A 19,990-nucleotide genomic window follows, 5' to 3' on the forward strand; every position below is an offset into this window, starting at 1 on the left:
TTACTCCTTCGCTTCTACTTGTTCAGGTTTGAACACACGAATTGCCCAAATCATGAAACCAATGAGGAAGAATGCCGAAGGGGCTAGTAGCATTAAACCGTTGGGTTGATACCAACCGCCGTTGCTTACTAGAGGTAGCACTTCCATACCAAATAGCTTGCCTGAACCTAGAAGTTCACGGAAGAAACCAACAGTAATCAATACAAAACCGTAACCAAGACCGTTACCGATACCATCAATAAATGACGGAATCGGTGCAGATTTCATCGCGAAAGCTTCCGCACGGCCCATAACAATACAGTTAGTAATGATCAAACCAACGAATACTGAAAGCTGCTTAGATATATCATAAAGATAAGCTTTCAATATTTGGTCTACTACGATAACTAACGAAGCGATGATCGCCATTTGAACGATGATACGCACACTGTTAGGAATGTGGTTACGGATGCTTGAAACGAAGAAATTAGACAATGCGGTTACAAAGGTTACCGCCAGTGTCATTACAAATGCCGTTTCGAGTTTGGTCGTTACCGCAAGAGCAGAACAAACCCCAAGAACTTGTAGCGCGATTGGGTTGTTATCCAATACTGGCGCTAGAATGCTCTTTTTAAGATCTTTTGCGCTAGACATTAGTTCAGACCTCCGTCACGAACTTTTGCTAGGAATGGACCAAAGCCCATATCACCTAACCAGAAGTCAAATGTGTGTTGAACACCGTTGCTGGTTAATGTGGCGCCTGATAGACCATCAACACCATGCTCAGAACCCGCTGGAGCACCACCTTTAACAATTTTAATTGCTGGCTGGTGGTTTTCATCAAACAATTTCTTGCCAATGAATTGAGCACGCCATGATGGGTTTTCAACTTCACCACCCAATCCCGGAGTTTCACCTTGTTCATAGTAAGTAATACCAGACACGGTATTACCATCGGTTTCTACAGCCACAAATGCGTACATCATTGACCACAGACCATTACCATGAATAGGAATAATCACTTTAGAAATCTCATCGCCATTCTTCACTAGGTAAACAACACCCGTGTTAGCACGACGAAGAATTTTCGCTTTATCTTGTTCAGCTGTTAGCTTGATAGACTCTGCTGGTACTTTTGCAGCTTTACGTTGGTCGTAATTAGCTGCATCACCTTCAACAAAATCACCGCTATCAAAGTCAACAAGACGAGGTTCAATGTACTGAGCAAATAGCTCAGGCACAGTACCTTCGGCTTGAAGACCTGCCATTTCAACAATTTTGCTTTGCTTATCAAGCACTGCGTTTGCTTTTTGCTTATCACGCAGGCCAACCGCCGCTGTCGATACGATGATTGAGCACACTAAGCTCAATGCGATAACAACAAACAGCGTCTTTTTAATGCTATCGTTATTACTTGCCATAGCGCGCTAGTCTCCGCTTGATGTTCTTCTCAATAACCACGTGGTCGAACAGAGGTGCAAATAGGTTCGCAAATAGAATCGCCAGCATCATACCTTCTGGGTATGCAGGGTTAACCACACGAATCATTACACACATTGCACCAATCAGAATGCCGTATGCCCACTTACCTTTATTGGTAAATGAAGCGGATACAGGGTCTGTTGCCATGAAGAACATACCGAACGCAAAACCACCTAACACTAGGTGCCAATGCCATGGCATGTTGAACATTGCATTAGTGTCTGAACCAACGACATTAAACACTGTTGAGATAGCAATCATACCGATCATAACACCAGCGATAATGCGCCATGAAGCAATGCCCATGTACACAATAAACGCCGCACCAATCGCAAGAGCTAGTGTTGAAACTTCACCAATAGAGCCAGGGATGTTACCAACAAAAGCATCCATCCACGTGATCGCTTCACCGGTTACTTTGTTCATTAGTGCGCCATTACCGCCTTGAGCCCATTGGCTAAGAGCAGTTGCACCAGAGAAACCATCAGCAGCAGTCCAAACGACATCTCCTGAGATTTGAGCAGGGTAGGCAAAGAACAAGAACGCACGTCCCGCAAGTGCAGGGTTTAAGAAGTTACGACCTGTACCACCGAAGATCTCTTTCGCTACAACTACACCAAAGGTAATACCCAAAGCGGCTTGCCATAAAGGCAATGTTGGCGGAACAATCAAGGCGAAAAGGATAGAAGTAACGAAGAAGCCTTCATTTACTTCGTGCTTACGCACCATACAGAACAAGACTTCCCAGAAACCGCCGACAAGGAATACCGTTGCGTAGATTGGTAAGAAGTACGTTGCCCCAAGTAACATCATACTGCCCCAACCGGCTTCGGCACTTAATGTGCCACCAAGCATTTCGGTTAACCAGTAGTGCCAGTTTCCACTGATAACACCAGCCAGTTCAGCGCCAGTATATAAGTGGTTTAGAGCAGTAATAGCTTGATGACCAACGTTATACATGCCCCAGAACATTGCTGGGAACACCGCTAGCCAAACCATGATCATGATACGTTTTAAGTCAACGCTATCACGAACGTGCGAGCTTCTTTTTGTTACTAAACCAGGCGTGTAGAAAAGCGTTGCCGCTGCTTCATACAAGGCAAACCATTTTTCATGTTTACCACCAGGCTCAAAATGATGCTCGATGTCTTCAAGAAACTTTTTAAGGCCCATGAAAATTACCCTTCCTTCTCAATCTTATCTAGGCACTCACGAAGTAGTTGACCATATTCGTATTTGCCAGGACATACAAAGGTACACAATGCGAGATCTTCTTCGTCTAGTTCCAAAGCACCTAAACGCTGAGCGCTATCGATGTCACCGGCACATAGATCACGAAGTAGCAATGTTGGTTCCATATCTAATGGCAACACTTTTTCATAGTTGCCGATTGGCACCATTGCACGATCACTACCATTGGTAGTCGTTGTCATATTGAACAACTGACCTTTGAATAAGTGACCAAGGAAAGAACGAGTTACAGAGAATTTATTCTTACCAGGCATCGCCCAGCCAAGAAAATCTTTGTCACGGCCTTCACGAAGGACGGAAACCTGAGAATGATAACGACCAAGATAAGCATGTGGACCACTAGCATGAGTACCCGAAAGTACTGAACCAGAAATCACACGAACCTCACCAGGCATCAATTCGTTATCCGTTAGCTCTTCAAGGCTAGCGCCGATCTGAGTACGAATAAGACGAGGGTTATTTACCACAGGGCCAGCAAGTGATATTACACGGTCAGTGTATAGCTCACCGGTTAGGAACAATTTACCAACAGCAATGACGTCTTGGTAACCGATGCTCCACGCCACATTTTCAGCACTAACTGGATAGAGGAAATGCATGTGAGTACCAGCAAGACCTGCTGGATGAGGACCATCAAAAACATGTTCTTCAATGTTTGATTGAGAAGATCGCGGCAGACTGGTACCTGATTTACAAACGTAAACCTTACCTTCTGTTAGCGTTGAGAGAATATCAAGCCCTGCAACGAACGATTCAGACTGTTCGTTAATGATCGCTTCAGGTTTTGCCGCTAATGGATTTGTATCCATTGCTGTGACAAAAATAGCCTGAGTTGAAGACTCAATTGCTGGAACCTTGCTGAACGGACGAGTACGCAACGCAGTCCAAAGACCAGACTCAACTAACTGAGTTTTAACCGTTGCACGGTCAAGACTTGCCAATTGGTTGGCTTCGAAGTTATCAAACGTGATTTGCTCATCACCTGCTACTTCAATCACTACAGATTGAAGAACACGCTTAGCACCACGATTCACTTCAATAACTTTACCGCTTGCTGGTGAAGTAAATTTCACACCGGGATTCTTTTTATCTTCGAAAAGAATTTGAGCTTTCTTTACTTCATCGCCTACGCGAACATGCATTGTAGGACGCATGCCGACGTACTCTTCGCCAAGCAAGGCGACTTTAGTGATGGTTTTACCATCATTAATCACCTGGGATGGAGTTCCTGCAATAGGAAGGTCCAAACCCTTTTTTATTGTAATCATACGCACTTGCACTATTTTATCGGGAAAAAGATTCTTTTAATTTGCGTAAATTCAAAGCTTGTTTATCTTTCATGGTCGTTCTTGGAAAGAGGCCAAATGAAAGTTAAACCAGCCTTAGACACGACATTTATTTGTGTCCGCTTTCGGCTTGTTTAAAACGCCAAAATCGCAACATCCTTTTAATAATCTCATCACATACGATGCGACAGATCCATTAGGTGCGGTAGTCTAGCATTTTTTCGGAACTCGATGCCACGACCAATCCCCTGATAACGGGTTTTATTTCGAAAATATTGAATATCAAAGGCTAGCGAATAGTCATAAGTTTGAAGCATCGCACAAATAGTCAATTCCACAATCTAACTAGGTGTTTATTTTTAATCACCAATTGAAACAACCTGTCTTAACCTGCCTAACCTAAGAATTTGTTGTCACACTGTTAATATTCAGCTCAAAAACAAATCAAACACTCACCAAACCAATCAAACATCCAATGATTTTTTATTTACCGCCCCCCATGCACATTGGGCTATCAGACGCGCCACTTGTCTGTTCTTTCCATTCTTGAGGGGTGTAAGTATGCATTGATAATGCATGGATATGGCTCGCCAATTCTTCCGCGAGTACTTGGTTAACTTGTCGATGTCGAGCAATCAAACGAGCGCCCTCAAAAAGTTCACTCGCAATGATCACTTTAAAATGACTTTCAGAACCTGCCGGAACATTGTGCATGTAACTTTCGTTTTCGACTTTTAAATAGTCAGGGTTAAACGCTTGGTGCAGCTTTTTTTCAATGATGCTTTGAATCATACCTTTTCCTTATCACGTCAAAGGATGGACGAGATACTTAAATACGGAACATAACGTTGATTAGTTTACCTAGACCACTAGGATTGAGAAAGGTTTTGGTTTCTTGTTTCCTTGCCATTTGCGACAATGTGGCAGCAATTCACACAATGACATACACACATGATGAAAACAGAGCTAACGTTGCATGAACGCTCATTGAGCTTACATCGCTTCCCTAAACGTGCCAATGAAACATTACAAGCATGGGACGCCGGTGATGAATATGTAATTAATTACGTTGAGGATCAAGGTTTAGATGCTGGCAAACGGATTCTGATTCTAAACGATAGTTTTGGCGCCTTATCGTGTTGGTTTTCACAAAATCATCACGTCACCATGATGAGTGATTCTTTTATATCTCATCGTGGGACATTAAAAAACTTACACAATAATGGTAGTAATGAAATCGAGTTGCTCACTACTATGGATGACATTCCACAGCATATTGATCTCGTTTTATTTCAATTACCTAAAAGTAATCGTCATTTAATATGGCAGCTTGTCCAATTGCGCAATCAGCTCCCCGCAGGCTGTCCGGTGATAGCAGTAAATAAAGCGAAAGAGATTCATACATCCACACTTAAATTATTTGAAAAATATTTAGGTGAAACGACCACATCCCTTGCATGGAAAAAACATCGTCTCGTCTTTTCCGTCCCCAATTGCACACCGATTCAAGAGGTCAACTCTTTCGTCGAGTGGGATGTTGATGGCGAATCAATTCATCTTAAAAATTTACCGAATGTCTATTCTGGTGAAAGCCTGGATTTAGGTGCGCGCTTTTTGCTGCAGCACTTGCCTCAAGACCCGAGTCTGCGTCATGTTATCGATCTCGGCTGCGGCAATGGCGTCTTATCAGTCAAAATGGGACAACTCAACCCTCAGGCCCGAATTACCTGCGTTGACGAAAGCTTCATGGCGGTCGAATCTGCAAGACAAAACTTGATGGATAATTTGGGAGAAGATCGCAATATTCAATGTATTACTAACAACTGCTTGGATGGATTTAAACAAGACAGTGCATTTTTAGTATTGTGTAACCCGCCGTTTCATCAGCAACAAACCATTACAGATCACATCGCTTGGCAGATGTTCTGTGATGCAAAGCATGTTCTTAACAAAGGTGGACAATTATTAGTGATCGGTAATCGTCACCTCGGCTACGATGTAAAATTAGCAAGGTTGTTTGGCCAAGATCAGGTTAAAACTGTCGCAACCAACAATAAATTTGTTATCTTACAAGCAACTAAATAGGCAAAGATAGGAAAGGAAATAACCATGAAAAAACTGGTTCTAGCAGCCTCAATCGCATTACTCACCGCTTGTGCTGCGCCTCAACAAGAGCAAATTAACTTTATGCCGACCGCCACAATGAGCAAAAGTGACTTAGTAAAAGACGCCACTTTTACTTTTGTGAGCAAAGACGTACGTTCAGCACAATATGTCGCTCTTGTGGATAATGGCCGCTCAAACATCGAGCCTATTCACTCTAAACAAAATGTGCGTATTGCATTAGAAAACGCATTGTCTGAACAATTTGGCTCCCAAGGTTTCCGCTTAACCGTTAATAGTGAAAATAACGTCACTTTAGAGATCCAAGAAGCTCTGGTCACGGTAAAACACAGTGTGATGGCCAATGAAATGGATGGCAATGTGACGCTAGAGATAACCGCCGAAACGCCTAAGGGTAAATTAGTAAAAACCTTCAATGGCACCGCCAAACGCTCTGGAAAACTCAGCGCATCTAACGAAGATATTGAAATGGTACTCAATGATGTCGTCAACTTAGTGCTTAAAGAAATTGCCAATGACAGTGAACTGAAAAGCTACATGCAGGAGCGTTTTTAATGTTACGTTCACTTATCACAACCTTAGCACTGGCCAGTTGTTCAGTATTTGCAGCACCAAACGTGCAGTTTGAAACCAACTTAGGTTCATTTACTGTCGAGCTTAATCAAGAGAAAGCGCCAGTTTCGGTAGCCAACTTTATCAAATATGTTGAAGATGGTAGTTATGTAGGAAGTCAATTTCACCGTATTATCCCTGGTTTTATGGCGCAGGGTGGCGGCTTCGATGCGGATTTAAATCAGCTTGATACCTACGCCCCGATCAAAAATGAGGCAAATAACGGTTTAGAGAATGACGCTGCTACCATTGCTATGGCTCGTACCAATGATCCAAACTCAGCGACTCGCCAATTTTTCATCAACCTAGTTGATAATGATTTTCTTAACTATGGTGCTCGCCCACCAGGCTACGCCGTATTTGGTAAAGTCACAAAAGGTTTTGACGTTGTAAAAAAAATGGCGCAACAACCCACCCATTCAAAAGGTAGAATGCAAGACGTCCCCGTTGAGCCAATTGTGATAACCAAAGTGACATTAGAAAAATAACCATACCAACGCCGATTTCATCGGCGTTTCACTTTCTGAAAATAACCACACTCACGTTACTTTCATCATAAGGATTTGTTTTATGCCTTCAACTACTCCAGCCTTAACGTGGATGGAAACCATTCGTAGCTATCTTGATAAGCGCTTGCTGTGGGTATTTATGATGGGCTGCTCTAGCGGTTTCCCTTGGGTTCTTATCGGCTCCAATATGTCTGGTTGGTTAAAAGATGCTGGCTTAACTCGCGCCGCTATCGGTTATTTTGGCAGTGTATTTGCGGTCTATGCGATAAACTTTTTATGGGCCCCATTAGTCGACCGCGTTAAGCTACCGCTCCTCACTCCACTGCTTGGCCAGCGGCGTAGTTGGGTCTTCTTTTGTCAATCGATCATTCTTGCCTGCACATTATTTATCGCAGGGGTCAACCCGGCCAATGATTTAATGTTCACGTCAATGCTAGCATTGGCTATTGCGATTGCTTCAGCGACTCAAGATATCGCTATTGATGCATTTCGTATTGATTCATTTCCAAAATCGCAAGCCAGTAAACTTCCTCAAGCTTCAGCAATGGCGGTGATGGGATGGTGGACAGGTTATTCACTCCCAGGCTACCTTGCTTTTGTTAATGCCGATGCTATTGGTTGGAATGGTGTGTACTACGGGATGGCTGTTTGCGTGGCCGTATTAATGCTGTTTACCCTACTTGTGGGGGAACCAAAAACATTACGTGAAACTCTGCAGCGCCAAGCGGAACAAAGACATAGCGAAGTGGTTGGTTCTAAAATTGCTGCTTGGTTTACCGTGACCGTTGTTGAACCATTTTTAGACTTCTTCAAACGCAACGGTGTTCAAGTCGCACTCACTTTGCTGTTGTTCGTGTTCTTATTTAAGATTGGTGAAGCCTTCCTAGGCCGTATGTCGATTCCTTTCTATAAGGAGATCGGCTTTAGCAATGAGCAAATCGGTCATTATTCGAAGCTCATTGGTTGGGGAGCAACATTGTTCTTTACCTTAGTCGGTAGCATGTTCAATGTTAGATTTGGTATTGTGCGTGGCTTGATGATCGGCGGTATCGCGATGTCAGCTAGTAACCTGATGTTTTCATGGATCGCGCAAGTTGGGCCAAATGAGCATCTATTCCTTGCCACCATCATTGTTGACAATTTCACCACAGCCTTTTCCACCGTTGCGTTTGTTTCCTTCCTAACGGTGCTCACTGGGCAAGCTTTTTCTGCCACTCAATATGCACTGCTGGCTTCACTCGGTAATTTAGGCCGAACGACCTTGGCTTCATTTAGTGGTGAGTTAGTGGATTACTTAGATAATTGGTCAATATTCTTTGTAGTTACCGCTTTGATGGTCATTCCAAGTTTGATCATGCTTTACTCACTGCGTCATTACTTTACCGATTTACTCGATAAAGCTCGGCAAAGAGATACAGATGAAAGTCAGCAGCAACAAGAAACTCAACTCTAATCCTTGCCCATATTCTGTTACTCACAGATGATGTTGGATTACGAGGAAAAACTACTTGGCGTTGCAGTAGGCGGCAAGTGAGTGAATCCCCAATTACATAGGCATGCTATGTGATTGGGGTGACCGAACGTAGCCAACACCACTGCATTGTTAGCGCTATGGATAAAGCCCTTTACCAAATAAATTAAAGACTCTCGCTACACCTTGCGTGAACAACATCGGTTCGGTTAAGACTGTCAAACACAAGCAATCTTCACTCGCCTTAGTATAAGGACTGTGTTTAACACTAGCATCACGCTGAATAAAAGCCCCTGTATCGTAGTGGCCATCTTCATCACTAAAACCACCGTGTAGAACAAGCGTTGATTCAATCCCTTTATGAGTGTGTTGTGGAATATGAACATCACGATTGATGTACATAAAATTAACCCGTGCTTCTTCATCGAGATCAAGATGAGCACTGAACACCTTGCCCCCATAACTTCGCCACTCACCCATTCGGTCAAGTAAGTTACCAAGTGAACTAGGTAACTCGAACCTTTTACCGTTAACTTCAACATATTTAGGTGGGCGCTTCATCATCGCTGATGGGCTAATGGTCTCTAAACACACGATATTGTCAAACATTCGATCAAAATCTGTCACGGCTATTGACTGTTCACCGATCGGTTGTGAATTCGATTCAAAAGCAGCTCGAGCATTCACAGCTTCAAACTGTTCGACCACGTTGCGGCAATGAGCACAATGTTCGATGTGAGCTGATACCATAAGGCCGTGCGCGGCATCAATCGAACCATTGGCATAACTTTTAAGTAACTCGTTAGTTGGATGATGGCTCATAACTGCTCCGCTTGAATCGATTGTCTTAATTTTTCTACAGCCAATCGCAACCGCGATTTGACTGTACCTAAAGGAATGTTAAACATTTCAGCCACTTGCTGCTGTGGCAGCTCTTCTAGATAAACCGCTTTCACTATTGCTTGCTGAGCCTCAGGAAGCAGGGTTAAAAACTTCAGCACCTGTTCTTTGAGCATTTCATGCTCGGGGCTGTAATGTTCCACCAAATCCGGTGGGCAATAATCAGTTGGCCAAATATCATCAGCATAAACGTGCAACTCCCGCCCTCTTTGCTTGCGTAACAAGTCAAAGCATAAATTTCTGGCGATAGTATATATCCATGTAGATAACGCACTTTTAGCACTGTCAAATAGATGCGATTTTTGCCAAACCGCTGCCATGGTTTCTTGAACCATTTCTAAGGCGACTTGTTCATTGCCGACATGTTTATAAGCAAATTGCTGCAAGCGTGGGGAAAAATAGTGAAACACGACAGCAAACGCTTGTTTGTCTCTCAGTTTTACTCGCTCCATACACTCGGCCCAATCTTGCTTGGTATAGCGCTCTGTTGGTTGCACGTTATGTTGAGAATCACTCATGATGCTACGCTCTTTCCTTAGAAGTCTCATTTTTTTGAAAAATGATTTTGACCGTTAGACTCTATGTACGAATGATAAGGCTAAATCGATCACTCTTGTAACTATAGCTTTTCTTTTATCACTTCGTTAATGAGAGACTTCGATCACTCCCAAAAGAAAATCTAACGCATCGCTCGCATCTTGCTGTTGTATTAAATAATCAAATTGTTGGTTAGATAAGGGAAGTAATTCTAACCACCGCTGAGCAACCCAACTTGCATCATCAAAAAAGCAGAGGGGATACATTTCAGCAAGCTTAGGAAACTGTTTATAAACCTTCTGTAATTGTTCACTTAAATAAAACTCATGCTTTTGTAGTTCCCTGACTGACCAATTCGGCAAGCTCGAAACTTGAGCAACTCTCAATCCATCAAACTCTGTTCTTAGGTTAGTTATCTTAAAACGCTTGATGCCTAAAACCGTTATTCCTAATAGCCCATCATCAAGTGCCTCAAAATCAACAATTTTTACCAATATCCCAAACTCAGATAAGTAGCTTGACTTATTTTTCGCTTTATTATCAAACAAACAAATACCAAACGTAGAGTCAGTTTGACAACACTTAGTGACCATTCTCTTGTACCTTGATTCGAATATCCTTAGCTTCATCTTCCCTTCTGGCAGAACGACTGAGGCTAGAGGGAACAACATTAGTTCTTCCATTATTCACCACTCTTCATAATTAATATCTATCAATACGATACCAAGCAAAAAACGATCACTAACCAAAAATGTTGGTTTATCGATTTGCATAAAACAATGACAACGCAATCGATAATGCGACAAAAATCACATTAACAATGCAATAAAATGAAATAATAATTTAGTTCCAAACTAAAGATCAAAATAGAGATCTTAATCACTATTTTCATGCAATATTTAGCGACCAGTCACTTTCAATTGAGAATTTTATCGCTATCATTCCGGCCAATTGAAAGCACTACAGAAATATCTGTTTGCTGAATTTTTAAAATACATAGAGAGTCCCCCTTATGCGTAAATCACTTTTAGCTCTAGGTGTTGTAGCGGCAGTATCTGCAGTTCCAGCTCAAGCAGAATACTTATTTGGTTTTGGTGGTATGTACATTGATTACCAAGCTTGGAACCACGGTATCGGCAACGACGCATCAAACTTTGATCAAGAAATATCAGAACGCAACCAAGCTGTAATTGGTATTGAAGGTGGTGCTGTATTTGATTGGGGTCAAATTTACGGATTCTACGATTATGAAGGTGTTGATCGTGCTGGTGATGACCGTGGTGCATCACTAAAAGGCACTATCCACTACAACTTAACTGAATCAGGTGTATCTCTTTACGCTCAAGTGTACAACACAGATAAAGATAAGGGGCCTGTACTTCACGAACAAAACCGTGTTCTTGGACTTGGTTATACAGGCCTTAAAGGAGATGGGTGGGGTTTCACTCCATTCTTAGGTCTACATCAAATCAATACAGAAGGTGGCATCAGTGGTAACAACGGCGGTATGTTTGGTTACGTTGGTTACTACAACACTGATATAGCAGGTCAAAACTTTACGTTCGCTACTTGGAATGAACTAGAGTTCGCTCGTAATAAAGAATATGCAGATCTACAAAGCACTTATATGGCTAAAGGTGATGGCTCGGAAAGCTGGGGCTTAAACGGTAGCATCAATGCGATGTGGAATGTAACGAGTAATTGGTCAACTGGCATCTTATACCGTTATACAGTAAATAAACTTGCACGCCGTGATTACCAAGATATTGTTATCTACCGCGTACAATACAACTTCTAATAGTTCGAAAAATAACATTAAATGGCGCTCTTGAGCGCCATTTTTATTGCTTTCCATTTCTACCTCATTATCCTTGGCGCAAAGTCAAAAATAGAGAGGTATCATGAATATTGTCGTGCTTGGCCCGGGAGCTATCGGCTTACTATGGGCAACTCAACTTCATCAAGCGGGGCACCGCGTCTCTTTATGGGGAAGAGCACCACATCAACACCTCTCTATTATCCAAGATAACAACCTAACAGTGAGCTTCCCTTACTGTGATAACAACGCCTTAAAAAAGGCGGACTTATTACTGATTACCGTCAAAGCATGGCAAGTCGAACAAGCACTGCTCCCTCTATTAGCGCAATTAAACCGCGACACTATTTTACTATTTATGCATAACGGTATGGGGGCGGTGGATAACATTGCAGCCTTAATTAGTGAATTTCCATTACTATTAGCCACGACTACTCACGGCGCATTAAAACCATCAATCAATCAGGTGTTACATACTGGTAAAGGCGTGACTCAATTGGGGGCTTATAACACCAAAGGCGAACAATGCCAGTTTTTGGTGGATGTCCTTGCACATGCATTACCAGAAGTTATGTGGAATAACACCATTGAAGAAGCCTTATGGCATAAGCTTGCGATTAACTGCGCAATTAATCCGATTACCGCGTTAGAGCAATGTCGCAATGGTGATTTAGCCAATCAGCGCTTCCAACAGCAACTTGAGAATATTGTTGCAGAAGTGGCTTCTGTGATGAACGCTGAAGGCTTTTCGGTCACACCGTCATCGCTCCTGACTAAGGTTAAACTGGTTATTCAAGCCACTGCCGTGAACCACTCTTCAATGCATCAAGATATTTTCTATCAGCGGAAAACCGAGATAGACTTTATTACTGGCTATTTATTAAAGAAAGCTGAGAAACACCAACTCTCAACAACAGAAAATAGTAAGCTATACCACGCAATTCAACAGATAGAACACAGTTGGGAAAGCCAATGAGCAAACGAATTTTAGTCCCGATAGCACCGGGCAGCGAAGAGATGGAAGCGATCACCATCATCGATATGATGGTCAGAGCGGGCTACCAAGTCGTTGTAGCCAGTGCCGCTTTCGACGGACAATTGACAATGAAAGCCTCTCGCGGAGTAACGTTAACCGCAGACTGCAAATTGGTAGATGTGGCCGATGAAGAGTTTGACGTCATTGCTCTGCCTGGTGGTATTGGTGGCGCAGAGACTTTTCGCGACAGCCCGCTGTTAATCGAAATGATCAAGCAGCAGCATTATGATGGTCGCTGGTTAGCCGCTATTTGCGCCACGCCCGCCTTGGTCTTTCAGCATCATCAGCTTTTCCCACAAGCTATCATGACTGGGCACCCTGCTTTTCGCGAGCACATTCCCACCGATTTATGGCGAGATAAACGCGTAACCCTTGATGTAAACCACAAGTTGATCACTAGCCAAGGACCAGGAACGGCGCTTGAATTCGCAATGGAGATCATCATTTTACTCTCTGGTAAAGCGCATGCATGGTCAATTGCAGAGCCAATGGTGACGCTGCCAACGCTGCATTATCACGAGTTAGGTGAACGATAATGTTTGACGTGCAAACCATTCGCGAACAGTTTCCTGCGTTAAAACAATCGGTGAATGGAGAAACTCTGGTCTATTTAGACAGTGCCGCCACAACGCAAAAGCCACAAATAGTGATTGATACCCTCACCCACTATTACAGCGCACAAAATGCGAACGTACACCGTGGCAGCCATAGTTTAACGGCTCAAGCCACCAGTCAATTTGAAGCCGCGCGCGATAGCGTGGCGCAATTTATTGGCGCGCAATCAAGTAAAGAAATTATTTGGACTCGCGGGGCGACAGAGGCGTTAAACCTCATCGCGCAAACTTATGCACGTAATACCCTGCAAGTAGGTGATGAAATCTTAGTCAGTGAGATGGAACATCACGCCAATATTGTTCCTTGGCAAATTGTCGCGCAGCAGACTGGGGCTAAAGTCGTTAAAGTCCCAATGACAGCAGACTGTCACTTTGATCAACACGCTTTCAATAAACTACTCACGAACAAAACGAAAATTGTGGCAATCGCTCAAGTCACCAACGTAACTGGCACGTACCAACCGATCGAAGCGGTGATTGAACAGGCGCATCAAGTGAGTGCCATTGTAGTGGTTGATGGCGCACAAGGCATTGTTCATGAGTCAGTCAATATGGCGCAATTACAGGCTGACTTTTATGTATTCTCCGGGCATAAGCTTTATGCTCCAGCGGGTATTGGTGTGCTTTACGGAAAATTATCTCTGCTTGAATCCATGCCACCATGGCATGGCGGTGGCAAAATGGTCGAGAAAGTTTCCTTTGACGGTACCACTTACTCCGATCTTCCCGGCAAATTTGAGGCAGGCACACCGAATGTAGCCGGAGCCATTGCACTGGCTAAAGCGATTGAATGGTATCAAGGCTGTGATCGAGAAGCGGTTGAAGCGCACCTGCATCATTTACAAGCACTCACTTACCAAGCGCTGCAACAGCTCGATGATATTCGCGTCGTTGGTTATCAACCCCACGCCAGTGTGATTAGTTTTGTGATGGAAGGCGTTCACCATCAAGATATTGCCACCCTACTTGATCAACAAGGTATCGCACTTCGAGCGGGACATCATTGTGCTCATCCGCTAATGGATGCACTAGGTTTAACGGGAACAGTAAGAATTTCGTTCGGTGTTTACAACAACGAGCAAGATGTAGAAAAATTGATCGCTGCGCTCACCAAAGCGGTCGATATACTGTAATGCACTCCCCTTTATTAGGGGAGTATTTTTAGATAGGGAATACTTTTAAATAGATAGTACTGTTAAATAGATAGTACTAAGCGACACTTTTTATCTTCTCGATAATCGCCTTCAAACCATTGCCACGTGAAGGGCTTAAGTGAGCGATCAAACCGAGCTTGTCGAAATAGCCATCAATATCAAATGATTGAATTTGCTCAGAACGCTTACCGTTATAAGCAGCCATCACGAGTGCAATTAAACCTCTCACGATACGGGCATCTGAATCGGCGCAGAAAAACCAAACTCCATCGATTTCTTCGCCAACTAGCCAAACTTGGCTTTCACAGCCCGCAACCGTCACTTGTTGAGATTTCAACGCTTCAGGCATTTGAGGAAGCAATTTCCCCCACTGGATCACTTGACGATAGCGGTCTTCCCAACCTTTGAAGTTTTGCATAGTGGCGACAATATCATCGGCATTTATATCACAACCAAAGGGAGAGTTAGGGAAAGTACTCATGACCGTTACACCTTATGTTTCTGAATTAGCTTTTCAACAATTCGTCCCACTGCAACAAAACCAAAAGTTGCCGTCACGACCGTTGCCGCGCCAAAACCACTAGCACAATCCATCCGTTTCGGTCCTTCCGCGGTTGATTTCACCGCACAAACGCTACCATCGGCTTGCGGATATTTAAGGTGCTCAGTGGAGAAAACACAATCTATACCAAATTTACGCGCAGGGTTAACCGGGAAATTGTGCTGACGACGCAACGTATCTTTTAATTTTTTAGCTAGCGGATCTTGAATCGTCTTCGTTAAATCTGCCACTTTGATCTGTGTCGGGTCAACCTGACCACCAGCGCCCCCAACCGTAATCACTTTGATTTTATTACTACGGCAATAAGCAAGCAGTGAAGCTTTCGCCTTCAGGCTATCAATGGCATCAAGCACATAGTCAAACTCTTTACTCAAGTATTGATGTTGATTATCTGGAGTAATAAAGTCATCGATTAAGTTCACCACGCACTCTGGGTTAATCAGCTTTACTCGCTCAGCCATCACTTCAATTTTACTTTGCCCAACCGTACCGCTCATTGCATGAATTTGACGGTTGATATTGGTCACGCAAACGTCATCCATATCGATCAAAGTTAACTCACCAATACCAGTACGGGCTAACGCCTCGACAGCCCATGACCCAACGCCACCAATACCAATCACACACACATGAGCGGCGCGTAGAATATCCACCTCGTGATTGCCATATAGGCGACGCGTTCCGCCAAAGCGTTGGTTGTAGTTATCAGAAGCTGGGGTATCGAGTTCGCGCATAAATAGAAGTCCGATTAAATCGATAAAAACACAAAGAGTGCGATTTATACGCACTCTTTATTTAAAAGTCTAGCTTCCCTGTTAGTGACTTGAATCATCCGTTAACAACGTTGTAGCTTCAAATCATCATAAGGTAGTCACGCCGCTATTGTAGCTTTTCTGGTGGTAATGCCCAAGGAGCTTGTGTCGGTGAATTTTCTAATCCGAGCTTCCAAACGCGGCCAAAATGTTTGTAGTGCCCAGCTTCAGTTCCAGCGCGTTCCCCCATGCCATGATACAAATCTAGGTGGTTTTGCTTCACCGCACCACCAGTATCTAACACAATAAGAATACGCAATTGATGCGCTCCACTCCAAGTACCGTCGGCATTCAATAGTGGCACTTCGGCTAAAATTGGCGTACCCATTGGGAAAATAGAACGGTCCCCCGCCACTGACGCCATCGGTAATAATGGGATACCAGCCGAGCCAGTCACAGGCGCTGCGGCTCGTGGTTCAAAAAAGACAAACGATGGGTTTTGCTCAAGCAACTCTTTCACTGTCACCTCATCGTTAGCAAGTACCCATTCTTTTATGGCTTTGAGGGACATTTTTTCTCGTGGCACTAAACCACGATCAATCAACACACGCCCAATACTGACATAAGCTTTATTATTTTTGCCGCCGTAAGCGAAGTATTCTAAGCTATCGTCATCTTCAAAATGCACAAAACCACTGCCTTGAACTTCCATAATAAATGGGTCAATCAAGTTCGCGGCATACCCTAATTCCAACCCTTTGCCAGCCAAAGCACCATCATAAATCTGTGCTCGCGTTGGACAATCAATATCGCATTGCGGCAAAGAGTAGACTGGATATTTAAAGGTCGCGTCAGGGTAGTGACGAAGCTCCATTACAGGAGAAAAATAGCCAGTAAAAAGCACATTACCTTGTTTGTCACCACCACCTAATTGCGCCGCTTGAATACCAAAATTGGCAAGATCTTTAGGCTCACCACTTTGCAGTGCCCACTCACTGATCTGCTCGTATAAAGGTTGATAAATTGCAGCCATCGACGGTGAGTTGCTGATCACTTGCTCACTTTGCTTAGAAAACTCGGTGAAATCACGAGGCGTATTCGAATCAATAACCGTCGTCTTATTGAGTATTTGCGGAAATTCACCATCATTATATTGTTGCGCGCGATCGGTTGGTTGAGCACAACCGGCTAAAAGCGCAATAACGACAAAAGGGAGAATGGGTTTAATCACAGGAGTCATCCATTATTTTTCATTAACTGGAAGCATGACAAACTCCCACCCAAACCGCAATTAGCGAATTGTTAGCGAAGGTTTTTTTTGTGTTTTTCTGACAATTGGAAAGTAGGATTGTAGTGCTCTGACGATACAAGCGTCATTTCAGAGTACCTTTCATTGAGCATTTTGTAGCGATAGTGTTCATCGCCAATTTGATACTCAATATAATGGCCATCAAAATCAAAAGAAGTAGCTAAGACTCGCCCACCACTCATTACGCCTTGTTTACTCAGCTCAATATGTTTGGCCGCATAGGGGGCGACATTTTGCTCAACCCAAACACCATACACCTGCTCTTTGGGGGTTAAATAATCTGAGATACGAGAAAAAATATCACCATATAAAGAGAAAACGGAAAGCGTTCCCACCAATGCTAATGCCATTAATACTCGTTCTATTACTTTTCTTCTACGCAAATGAGTTCCCTGCGTGACCAGCTCTATGGTTTGATCTTCTATCATCTTATCTCGGTTCGAAATCTTATTTTGGCCACGTTAAGCCTTTGTACTGCAAGTACTCTAACCTATTCATTATGACAGAAAAAATTATGTCTCAAATAATTGCAGCAAACTCAAAAAACCACTTGCCGACAAAGGAATAAAAAGTCACTATAAAAGCATAATTAAACAAAAAGAGTGTTCCCATCGTGAAAATTCGTAGTACTGCTCTCGTTAAAGGTTTTAGACAATCCGCACCTTATGTTAATGCCCATAGAGGTAAGATCATGGTTGTCATGTTAGGCGGAGAGGCGATCGCAGACAAGAATTTTACAAATATAATCAGCGACCTAGCTCTTCTTCACAGCCTAGGGGTAAAAATTGTATTGGTCCATGGCGCTCGCCCACAGATCAATCATATTTTGGCGAAAAACAACTATACCACGCCTTATCATAAAGGTATTCGAGTCACCGATGAAGACGCATTAAGTTTAGTTATGCAGGCTGCTGGTCAATTACAGCATGCCATCACAGCGCGCTTATCAATGAGCCTAAACAACACACCAATGGCTGGCACTCAACTTAACGTCGTTAGTGGCAATTTTGTCATCTCTCAACCTTTAGGTATAGATGATGGTGTCGACTATTGCCACAGTGGCCGTATTCGCCGTATTGATATTGAAGGCATTAATCGCATGCTAGACCAAGGCTCTATTGTGTTACTTGGTCCTATCGCTAGCTCAGTCACAGGGGAATGTTTCAACTTACTTTCCGAAGAAGTCGCGACTCAAGTCGCTATACGACTAAAAGCAGAAAAACTGATTGGCTTTTGTTCAGAACAAGGGATCATCGATGAACAAGGTAATGCGATTGCCGAACTGTTTCCCGCAGACGTTGAACAACTGCTACAACGTTTGGAAACCGACATTGACCACTCTCAAGACAGCAGCTCTGGCACGCTGCGTTTTTTAAGGGCATCTGTCTCTGCATGTCGAGCTGGTGTACCGCGCAGTCACTTAATTAGCTACAAAGAAGATGGGGCTTTGATTCAAGAACTGTTCTCTTTTGATGGTATTGGTACACAAATTGTTATGGCGAGCGCTGAACAAGTGCGCTTGGCACAAATAGACGATATCGGAGGAATTTTCGATCTCATTCGTCCTCTAGAAGAACAAGGCATCTTAGTACGTCGTTCTCGTGAACAACTAGAGCAAGAGATCCATAAATTCACCATCATCGATAAAGATGGCTTGCTGATTGGTTGCGCTGCGCTTTATCCGTACCCAGAAGAGGGGATGGCAGAAATGGCTTGCGTGGCAATTCATACGGAATATCGAGATGGCAACCGTGGACTATTATTGCTTAACCACATGAAGCAACAGGCAAAGAACATGGGTCTAGATAGGCTTTTTGTACTGACGACACACAGTTTACACTGGTTTAGAGAGCAAGGTTTTAATGAGGTTGGTGTGGAATCATTGCCAATTGCTAAGCAAAGTTTATACAACTATCAGCGTCGTTCAAAAATTTTAGTCCTGCACCTTTAACGTCAGTTTTATCTACTATACCCAAACTACTTGGAGTTGCAGGTAAGCGGCAAATGAGTGCATCCCCATGATCATAGATAAACTATGTGATTGGGGTGAGCAAACGTAGTCAACACCGCTGCAACTTCAAGTAGGAAGGGGATAATCGGTCAGTATACTGTTAAATAAACACATATAATTTAATGCAAACGATTTCATTGTTTTGTTCATAAAATAATCGCTTTATTTACCTTGTTATTGTGTGTAGAATCCGCCGACATCATTAGATGTGTACATTTAATGAATAGCTCAGGAACTTGGCTTCATATGTAGATCTCAATAAATTATAACCGCTGTTAGCCCGCACGATCATGCGCTGACTTATACAGAGGTTTTAACGAACAAGAGACTAAATGGCTTGCACGGATTGCTTTTACTACTCACGTACTTAAGAGCAAAACTCTATGAAAACGATCATTTGTAACTCACTACAAAGCTTTTGGGATATGGGAGACCACCAGTTTCTCGAAGGACACAATGTCCACTGCGTATTCCCAGCAAACAACAAACTACGAGGCTTTATTCTCAGCTCTCAAGACCGCTACAAGATAAAGAGTATCTCATTCACTCATGCCTTTGCGTAAATTAGCGCTCGAAAAATAGCAG

The 19,990-nt window shown here is 43.2% G+C and carries 22 protein-coding genes; 10 read left to right on the top strand and 12 right to left on the bottom strand.

Annotated elements, in window-relative coordinates:
• The 5 genes from EYW48_RS00550 to EYW48_RS00570 form a co-directional block, all read right to left on the bottom strand.
• Nucleotides 1-633: an NADH:ubiquinone reductase (Na(+)-transporting) subunit D gene (locus EYW48_RS00550; protein ID WP_053310891.1), complete on the bottom strand. Its 633-nt coding sequence runs from the start codon at nt 631-633 to the stop codon at nt 1-3.
• Nucleotides 633-1,400 (bottom strand): Na(+)-translocating NADH-quinone reductase subunit C, encoded by a 768-nt coding sequence (locus tag EYW48_RS00555; protein WP_053310890.1) that lies wholly within the window; start codon nt 1,398-1,400, stop codon nt 633-635. The genes EYW48_RS00550 and EYW48_RS00555 overlap by 1 nt, the downstream gene beginning before the upstream one ends.
• Complete coding sequence (locus EYW48_RS00560) at nt 1,390-2,634, bottom strand: NADH:ubiquinone reductase (Na(+)-transporting) subunit B (RefSeq protein WP_171979462.1); 1,245 nt, start codon at nt 2,632-2,634, stop codon at nt 1,390-1,392. Before EYW48_RS00560 ends, EYW48_RS00555 begins: the two co-directional genes overlap by 11 nt.
• A 5-nt stretch (nt 2,635-2,639) precedes the next feature.
• Nucleotides 2,640-3,980, bottom strand: coding sequence for a Na(+)-translocating NADH-quinone reductase subunit A (locus EYW48_RS00565; RefSeq protein ID WP_168786571.1), 1,341 nt, complete (start codon nt 3,978-3,980; stop codon nt 2,640-2,642).
• A gap of 501 nt (nt 3,981-4,481) precedes the next feature.
• On the bottom strand, nt 4,482-4,790 hold the full coding sequence (locus tag EYW48_RS00570) for a BolA/IbaG family iron-sulfur metabolism protein (RefSeq protein WP_277431743.1): 309 nt from the start codon (nt 4,788-4,790) through the stop codon (nt 4,482-4,484).
• Nucleotides 4,791-4,952: 162 nt separating this feature from the next.
• Between EYW48_RS00570 and EYW48_RS00575 the strand changes: the two genes are divergently transcribed.
• From EYW48_RS00575 to EYW48_RS00590, 4 genes are all read left to right on the top strand, one after another.
• Nucleotides 4,953-6,083 (top strand): methyltransferase, encoded by a 1,131-nt coding sequence (locus EYW48_RS00575; RefSeq protein WP_277431791.1) that lies wholly within the window; start codon nt 4,953-4,955, stop codon nt 6,081-6,083.
• A 24-nt stretch (nt 6,084-6,107) separates the two neighbouring features.
• Complete coding sequence (locus tag EYW48_RS00580; RefSeq protein WP_053310886.1) at nt 6,108-6,677, top strand: YajG family lipoprotein; 570 nt, start codon at nt 6,108-6,110, stop codon at nt 6,675-6,677.
• Nucleotides 6,677-7,222 (top strand): peptidylprolyl isomerase, encoded by a 546-nt coding sequence (locus EYW48_RS00585; RefSeq protein WP_274672604.1) that lies wholly within the window; start codon nt 6,677-6,679, stop codon nt 7,220-7,222. Before EYW48_RS00580 ends, EYW48_RS00585 begins: the two co-directional genes overlap by 1 nt.
• 82 nt (nt 7,223-7,304) lie before the next feature.
• Nucleotides 7,305-8,696, top strand: a complete 1,392-nt coding sequence (locus tag EYW48_RS00590; RefSeq protein ID WP_053310884.1) for an MFS transporter — start codon at nt 7,305-7,307, stop codon at nt 8,694-8,696.
• Between the two features lie 156 nt (nt 8,697-8,852).
• Here the strand turns inward: EYW48_RS00590 and EYW48_RS00595 are convergent, their stop codons facing one another.
• The 3 genes from EYW48_RS00595 to EYW48_RS00605 form a co-directional block, all read right to left on the bottom strand.
• The gene (locus EYW48_RS00595) at nt 8,853-9,536 is read right to left on the bottom strand and encodes a ChrR family anti-sigma-E factor (protein ID WP_171979466.1); all 684 of its coding nucleotides are present in this window, start codon (nt 9,534-9,536) and stop codon (nt 8,853-8,855) included.
• A complete protein-coding gene (locus EYW48_RS00600; protein ID WP_261914617.1) occupies nt 9,533-10,135 on the bottom strand; it encodes an RNA polymerase sigma factor in 603 nt (200 codons plus the stop codon). Before EYW48_RS00600 ends, EYW48_RS00595 begins: the two co-directional genes overlap by 4 nt.
• Nucleotides 10,136-10,258: 123 nt before the next feature.
• Complete coding sequence (locus tag EYW48_RS00605) at nt 10,259-10,834, bottom strand: LON peptidase substrate-binding domain-containing protein (protein ID WP_277431744.1); 576 nt, start codon at nt 10,832-10,834, stop codon at nt 10,259-10,261.
• A 329-nt stretch (nt 10,835-11,163) separates the two neighbouring features.
• On the opposite strand from EYW48_RS00605, the gene EYW48_RS00610 reads away from it, so the two are divergent.
• From EYW48_RS00610 to csdA, 4 genes are all read left to right on the top strand, one after another.
• The gene (locus EYW48_RS00610) at nt 11,164-11,949 is read left to right on the top strand and encodes an outer membrane protein OmpK (RefSeq protein ID WP_171979468.1); all 786 of its coding nucleotides are present in this window, start codon (nt 11,164-11,166) and stop codon (nt 11,947-11,949) included.
• Nucleotides 11,950-12,052: 103 nt separating this feature from the next.
• Nucleotides 12,053-12,943 carry a 2-dehydropantoate 2-reductase gene (panE, locus tag EYW48_RS00615; protein WP_277431745.1) on the top strand — a complete coding sequence of 297 codons (891 nt, stop codon included), beginning with the start codon at nt 12,053-12,055 and terminating at the stop codon, nt 12,941-12,943.
• Nucleotides 12,940-13,539, top strand: coding sequence for a DJ-1 family glyoxalase III (locus EYW48_RS00620; protein ID WP_171979470.1), 600 nt, complete (start codon nt 12,940-12,942; stop codon nt 13,537-13,539). The genes panE and EYW48_RS00620 overlap by 4 nt, the downstream gene beginning before the upstream one ends.
• Nucleotides 13,539-14,750, top strand: coding sequence for a cysteine desulfurase CsdA (gene csdA, locus EYW48_RS00625; protein ID WP_277431746.1), 1,212 nt, complete (start codon nt 13,539-13,541; stop codon nt 14,748-14,750). Before EYW48_RS00620 ends, csdA begins: the two co-directional genes overlap by 1 nt.
• 76 nt (nt 14,751-14,826) lie before the next feature.
• Here csdA and csdE read toward each other — a convergent pair whose 3' ends face one another.
• The 4 genes from csdE to EYW48_RS00645 all read right to left on the bottom strand — a co-directional run bounded on the left by csdE (nt 14,827) and on the right by EYW48_RS00645 (nt 17,822).
• On the bottom strand, nt 14,827-15,252 hold the full coding sequence (gene csdE / locus EYW48_RS00630; RefSeq protein ID WP_168780571.1) for a cysteine desulfurase sulfur acceptor subunit CsdE: 426 nt from the start codon (nt 15,250-15,252) through the stop codon (nt 14,827-14,829).
• A 5-nt stretch (nt 15,253-15,257) separates the two neighbouring features.
• Entirely contained in the window at nt 15,258-16,067 is an 810-nt protein-coding gene (gene tcdA, locus EYW48_RS00635) for a tRNA cyclic N6-threonylcarbamoyladenosine(37) synthase TcdA (RefSeq protein ID WP_277431747.1), read from the bottom strand.
• A gap of 145 nt (nt 16,068-16,212) precedes the next feature.
• Entirely contained in the window at nt 16,213-17,316 is a 1,104-nt protein-coding gene (mltA, locus tag EYW48_RS00640) for a murein transglycosylase A (RefSeq protein WP_171375421.1), read from the bottom strand.
• A gap of 71 nt (nt 17,317-17,387) precedes the next feature.
• On the bottom strand, nt 17,388-17,822 hold the full coding sequence (locus tag EYW48_RS00645; RefSeq protein ID WP_277431748.1) for a DUF2850 domain-containing protein: 435 nt from the start codon (nt 17,820-17,822) through the stop codon (nt 17,388-17,390).
• Between the two features lie 185 nt (nt 17,823-18,007).
• Between EYW48_RS00645 and argA the strand changes: the two genes are divergently transcribed.
• Together argA and EYW48_RS00655 are read left to right on the top strand one after the other, a co-directional pair.
• Nucleotides 18,008-19,345, top strand: coding sequence for an amino-acid N-acetyltransferase (argA, locus tag EYW48_RS00650; RefSeq protein WP_261915190.1), 1,338 nt, complete (start codon nt 18,008-18,010; stop codon nt 19,343-19,345).
• 443 nt (nt 19,346-19,788) lie between these two features.
• A complete protein-coding gene (locus tag EYW48_RS00655) occupies nt 19,789-19,968 on the top strand; it encodes a hypothetical protein (RefSeq protein WP_080996362.1) in 180 nt (59 codons plus the stop codon).
• The last annotated feature ends 22 nt before the right edge of the window (nt 19,969-19,990 follow it).

Origin of the sequence: Vibrio sp. 1180_3 (assembly GCF_029478545.1) — a bacterium.
Classification (GTDB): Bacteria; Pseudomonadota; Gammaproteobacteria; order Enterobacterales; family Vibrionaceae; genus Vibrio; species Vibrio aestuarianus.

What these genes read in the sequence shown, in the direction of transcription:
- EYW48_RS00610 (WP_171979468.1), top strand. Translation starts at nt 11,164, where the DNA reads ATGCGTAAATCACTTTTAGCTCTAGGTGTTGTAGCGGCAGTATCTGCA.
- EYW48_RS00585 (WP_274672604.1), top strand. Translation starts at nt 6,677, where the DNA reads ATGTTACGTTCACTTATCACAACCTTAGCACTGGCCAGTTGTTCAGTA.
- EYW48_RS00605 (WP_277431744.1), bottom strand. Translation starts at nt 10,834, where the DNA reads ATGGAAGAACTAATGTTGTTCCCTCTAGCCTCAGTCGTTCTGCCAGAA.
- EYW48_RS00595 (WP_171979466.1), bottom strand. Translation starts at nt 9,536, where the DNA reads ATGAGCCATCATCCAACTAACGAGTTACTTAAAAGTTATGCCAATGGT.
- EYW48_RS00590 (WP_053310884.1), top strand. Translation starts at nt 7,305, where the DNA reads ATGCCTTCAACTACTCCAGCCTTAACGTGGATGGAAACCATTCGTAGC.
- EYW48_RS00620 (WP_171979470.1), top strand. Translation starts at nt 12,940, where the DNA reads ATGAGCAAACGAATTTTAGTCCCGATAGCACCGGGCAGCGAAGAGATG.
- EYW48_RS00565 (WP_168786571.1), bottom strand. Translation starts at nt 3,980, where the DNA reads ATGATTACAATAAAAAAGGGTTTGGACCTTCCTATTGCAGGAACTCCA.
- EYW48_RS00580 (WP_053310886.1), top strand. Translation starts at nt 6,108, where the DNA reads ATGAAAAAACTGGTTCTAGCAGCCTCAATCGCATTACTCACCGCTTGT.
- csdA (WP_277431746.1), top strand. Translation starts at nt 13,539, where the DNA reads ATGTTTGACGTGCAAACCATTCGCGAACAGTTTCCTGCGTTAAAACAA.
- EYW48_RS00645 (WP_277431748.1), bottom strand. Translation starts at nt 17,822, where the DNA reads ATGATAGAAGATCAAACCATAGAGCTGGTCACGCAGGGAACTCATTTG.
- EYW48_RS00555 (WP_053310890.1), bottom strand. Translation starts at nt 1,400, where the DNA reads ATGGCAAGTAATAACGATAGCATTAAAAAGACGCTGTTTGTTGTTATC.
- csdE (WP_168780571.1), bottom strand. Translation starts at nt 15,252, where the DNA reads ATGAGTACTTTCCCTAACTCTCCCTTTGGTTGTGATATAAATGCCGAT.
- EYW48_RS00570 (WP_277431743.1), bottom strand. Translation starts at nt 4,790, where the DNA reads ATGATTCAAAGCATCATTGAAAAAAAGCTGCACCAAGCGTTTAACCCT.
- tcdA (WP_277431747.1), bottom strand. Translation starts at nt 16,067, where the DNA reads ATGCGCGAACTCGATACCCCAGCTTCTGATAACTACAACCAACGCTTT.
- EYW48_RS00575 (WP_277431791.1), top strand. Translation starts at nt 4,953, where the DNA reads ATGAAAACAGAGCTAACGTTGCATGAACGCTCATTGAGCTTACATCGC.
- panE (WP_277431745.1), top strand. Translation starts at nt 12,053, where the DNA reads ATGAATATTGTCGTGCTTGGCCCGGGAGCTATCGGCTTACTATGGGCA.
- EYW48_RS00550 (WP_053310891.1), bottom strand. Translation starts at nt 633, where the DNA reads ATGTCTAGCGCAAAAGATCTTAAAAAGAGCATTCTAGCGCCAGTATTG.
- EYW48_RS00560 (WP_171979462.1), bottom strand. Translation starts at nt 2,634, where the DNA reads ATGGGCCTTAAAAAGTTTCTTGAAGACATCGAGCATCATTTTGAGCCT.
- EYW48_RS00655 (WP_080996362.1), top strand. Translation starts at nt 19,789, where the DNA reads ATGAAAACGATCATTTGTAACTCACTACAAAGCTTTTGGGATATGGGA.